Consider the following 3,212-nt stretch of genomic DNA (forward strand, 5'->3'; position numbering starts at 1 on the left):
TACCATTTACGGAAATCGGGAGCGTGGCACGGGCATCTTGAACAATGAGCTCTACATCGGCCGTTTGATCTGGAACCGGCTTCGCTACATCAAAGACCCTTCGACGGGCAAACGCGTGTCGCGAATGAACCCACAAGACGCTTGGATCATCAAGGACGTCCCTGAATTGCGTATCCTTGATCAAGAGCTTTGAGATGAAGCCAAGCGGGTGCAAGGCGAGATCAATAAGCACGACGCGCCATTGTGGAAGATGAATCGGCCAAAGCACCTCCTGTCACACCTTCTATGCTGCGGCTCGTGTGGTGGTGGATATTCGATGATAGGCGCAAAGCATGTCGGTTGCTCAACGGCGCGGAATAAAGGAACCTGCGAAAACCGCCTGACCATGGAACGCGAGAAGCTGGAACATATGGTATTCCGCTCACTGCGCGATCATCTGATGGATGAGCAGCTTTGCGCAGAGTTTTGCAAGGAATACACCCGCCGCATGAACGAGCTGCGCATGCAGCACAATTCCTCGCTCTCGGGATATCGAGCGGAGCTAGCGAAGCTGGAGCGAGAGACCCAGCAAATCATCCGCTCAATCTCGGAGGGTGTGCCAGGGGCGATGCTTAAAGATAGGGCCATCATTGTCAATCGGCTCGAAATGTTGACCCCATATCGGCGTCCAATATTCACCCCCCTGTAGGCGATCAGCGCTTGGCCTGCCCGGCGCTGGCCGGGGTTGCAGAGGGTAGGCCAAGTGCGGGTGATGGGTGTCTTCGGCTTTAGCTTTGAGAGCGGTTCTTGAAGCGCCAGGACTCGTTTCCTGTTTCCACGATCTCGCAGTGATGTGTCAGGCGGTCGAGCAGCGCTGTCGTCATCTTGGCATCACCGAACACCGACGGCCATTCGCCGAAGGCAAGGTTCGTCGTGACGATGATCGAGGTGCGCTCGTAGAGCCTGCTGATCAGGTGGGAGAGGAGCTGACCACCGGCTTGCGCGAACGGCAGGTAGCCGAGCTCATCGAGGATGATGAAGTCGAGGCGCGTGAGGTAATCGCCCATCCGACCTTGCTTGCCGTTGCGCGTTTCCTTTTCCAGGCGATTGACCAGATCGACGACGTTGAAGAAGCGTCCACGTGTGCCGTTGCGGATGAGCGCACGGGCAATTGCGATGGCCAGATGGCTCTTGCCTGTTCCCGTGCCGCCGACGAGAACGACATTGCGCTGGTCGGCGACGAAGGTGCCGGTGGCCAGTTCCCGCACCAGGGATTCATTGACGGGCGTGTCGGCGAAGTCGAAGTCGTCGATGTCTTTTGCCAAAGGCAATTTGGCGATGCTGAGCTGGTAGCGGATGGACCGTGCCTGCTTCTCGGCGATCTTCGACTGCAGGAGAGCGCCGACGATGCGCGGTGGCTCGTGCTGCCGTTTGATGCCATTGCCCATAACCTCGTCATAAGCGCTGCGCATTCCATAGAGCTTTAGCGTGCCCATCAGCTCGAGAACCTGTGTGCGTTCCATCAACTTGCCCTCCTGAGCCTGTCGTAACGGGCGCAGTCGGCGACCGGCTCATGGGCAAGCCGAAGCGCATCCGGGATTTGCAGGGTTGCAGCGGGAGCCGGATCGCGGCTTCGCGCCAGAATATTGATGATCACCGAGGCCGAGCAGACGCCGTGATCGAGCGCCTCCTGGCAGGCGGCCTCAACGGCGGCGAGACCATCAGCGGGCACGCATCCGAGAATGGTGACCATCTGCCGATCACCGTCATCGACGCTCTTTAATCGCTTGCGAACCTTCTCCATCGCGGCTGGCAAAACCCATTCTCGGAAGGGAGCGCCGTTGCGCAAGGCACCGGGTTTGCGAGCGAGGACGGGAACATAGTGCCAGGGATCATAGACGGTATCGCCGCGGCCGAAGCTGCGCCGATGTTCAGCGACCGTTACCCCATCCTGCTTGATGACGATCCGATCCGCATAGGCATGAACCTCGACAGGGCGGCCGACGGCAGTCGATAGAACCGAGTATTTGTTGTTGTCGAAGCGGACAGTGCATGTCTTCGACACCGACGCTGGCACGCAGTGGAAGCCGTCGAACGGGCCGACGTAATGCACGAGGCACCCGCGTTCGGCTTCGAACATCTGCCAGATTGTCTGCGCCGTCTGTTCGGGATGGCTATGGGCCTTGGCATAGGCAACGCATTTGTCGAGCAGCCAGACATTGAGTTCCTCCAGGCTTTTGACCCTGAGGCGTGGCGTGAAGAAGCGCTCGCGCACAAGGCCGACCTGGTTCTCGACCTGTCCCTTCTCCCAGCCGGATGCCGGCGTGCAGGCTACGGGATGGACGAGATAATGGCTGCACATCTGCAGGAAGCGGCGATTGTAGAGACGTTCCTTGCCGATGAAGACGGCCTCGACCGCCGTCTTCATGTTGTCGTAGATGCCGCGCGTGCAGGTGCCACGGAAGAAGTCGAAGGCCTTGTCATGGGCGTCGAACACCATCTCCTGGCTCTCACGCATATAGGCCCGCGCGAACATCATCCGGCTGTGGCAGAGGCGGACATGGGCAACCTTAACCGTCGTCGTCACGCCCTGGATCAGGACAATCTCGTGGCTCCAGTCGAACTGGTACGCTTCGCCGGGCGCATAGTAGAGCGGCACGTAGGCCTCGGCAGTCACGGCACCTCGATCCTTCGACCATCCCTTCGCATAGCGCCGGATCGCATCGTAGCTGCCGTCGTAACCCAGCGCCCGAAGCTCCTCGTAAATCCGGATCAGCGTCAGCCGTTCACGAGAGGGCTTGCCTTCGTTCGCGGCCAGAAAGCGCTCGATCTCGGCCTTCCACGCCCCGGTCTTCGGCAATGGCTGACGTTCTCGCTCGTAGGAAAAGTCAGTCTCATCGGACCGCAGCATCTTGCGGACTGTGTTGCGGGACACATGCAGCTCCCGGACGATCCTCTTCACCGACCAGCCCTGCACATGGAAGGCTCGGCGAACACGCGCAATCGTATCCACTCGCTTCAACTCCCCCTCCATCCGCCAACAAAAGACGGATGGTCAGACGAAACAGGTGGGGCGTCAACATTGGACGCCTGTCACCCCGCCAGAGGGGGCAATATTCCACGCCGAAACACAATCATGGCCAAGGAACGTTACGGCTGCTCGAACCACAAAGGCAAGCTGCCGGTCGAAGGACTTGGCGGCGCCTGCTGCTCCAACCAGAAGACTATTCTGC

Annotated in this window: 3 protein-coding genes and 1 pseudogene; 2 read left to right on the plus strand and 2 right to left on the minus strand. The window is 59.5% G+C overall.

Going from position 1 to position 3,212, the window contains the following annotated elements; translation table 11 throughout:
- A partial coding sequence (locus AC27VQ_RS25795; protein WP_488718577.1) for a recombinase family protein occupies nt 1-193 on the plus strand: 193 nt, incomplete at its 5' end.
- Nucleotides 194-250: 57 nt separating this feature from the next.
- Nucleotides 251-688: a recombinase zinc ribbon domain-containing protein gene (locus tag AC27VQ_RS25800; RefSeq protein ID WP_488718579.1), complete on the plus strand. Its 438-nt coding sequence runs from the start codon at nt 251-253 to the stop codon at nt 686-688.
- 79 nt (nt 689-767) lie between these two features.
- On the opposite strand, the gene istB is transcribed toward AC27VQ_RS25800, so the two are convergent.
- On the minus strand, nt 768-1,502 hold the full coding sequence (istB, locus tag AC27VQ_RS25805) for an IS21-like element helper ATPase IstB (protein ID WP_488718578.1): 735 nt from the start codon (nt 1,500-1,502) through the stop codon (nt 768-770).
- Nucleotides 1,435-3,001, minus strand: a pseudogene (gene istA / locus AC27VQ_RS25810) (IS21 family transposase). Before istA ends, istB begins: the two are co-directional and overlap by 68 nt.
- Between the last annotated feature and the right edge of the window lie 211 nt (nt 3,002-3,212).

It is taken from the genome of Shinella sp. 20P9.1.1 (assembly GCF_057798995.1).

What these genes read in the sequence shown, in the direction of transcription:
- AC27VQ_RS25800 (WP_488718579.1), top strand. Translation starts at nt 251, where the DNA reads ATGAATCGGCCAAAGCACCTCCTGTCACACCTTCTATGCTGCGGCTCG.
- istB (WP_488718578.1), bottom strand. Translation starts at nt 1,502, where the DNA reads ATGGAACGCACACAGGTTCTCGAGCTGATGGGCACGCTAAAGCTCTAT.